The 515-nt window shown below is 28.0% G+C and carries 1 protein-coding gene; it reads right to left on the bottom strand.

The window, feature by feature from the left end:
• Nucleotides 1-33 precede the first annotated feature (33 nt).
• Nucleotides 34-387 (bottom strand): hypothetical protein, encoded by a 354-nt coding sequence (locus ACT3RN_RS16095; RefSeq protein ID WP_444518866.1) that lies wholly within the window; start codon nucleotides 385-387, stop codon nucleotides 34-36.
• Between the last annotated feature and the right edge of the window lie 128 nt (nucleotides 388-515).

Here is a 515-nt window from a genome sequence, read left to right as displayed (position 1 = left end):
TAATTATTTTATAACATTTTTAAGTAGGATTGACTATAAGGTATAAAACTTCTTTTGTACTGCGATCAATACAAAAGAAACCGTAAGAAAAAACATAGACACTAAAAACAATATAGCGCCACTGTTCAACCCTAAATTTATATTCATGAAATTTAGGAAGTAATGCCAACCCCACTCATACAAAATTTTTAATAAAAAACCAGAAAAATCAAACCACTGTATCTTATTTGGATACAGATCAATATAATTCACATAATTACTTCGATCAACATACTCTGCCGCACGAAAAAAATCCCATGGTATCAAGGATAGAAAAACAGCAAATATAAAAGAAAAACATACAATTAATATATTTCTCTTACTGAGACTTAATTTATATTTTTTCATAAATACTCTCATGCTCTAATACGATATTAGCAATCGAGTATTTAGCAATAGAAGATTCTTTTAGAGCATTAAGTTTTTCTTTATCACGAAAACATTCACTACTCAAAACATGCTGTAGCTTTGTACTA

Source organism: Psychrobacter sp. AOP5-GZ1-6, assembly GCF_052376345.1.
Classification (GTDB): Bacteria; Pseudomonadota; Gammaproteobacteria; order Pseudomonadales; family Moraxellaceae; genus Psychrobacter.
Note: the sequence above shows the minus strand (reverse complement) of the source record. Positions and strands in the feature narration are given on the sequence as shown.

Coding starts and splice junctions, on each gene's coding strand:
- ACT3RN_RS16095 (WP_444518866.1), bottom strand. CDS start 387: ATGAAAAAATATAAATTAAGTCTCAGTAAGAGAAATATATTAATTGTA.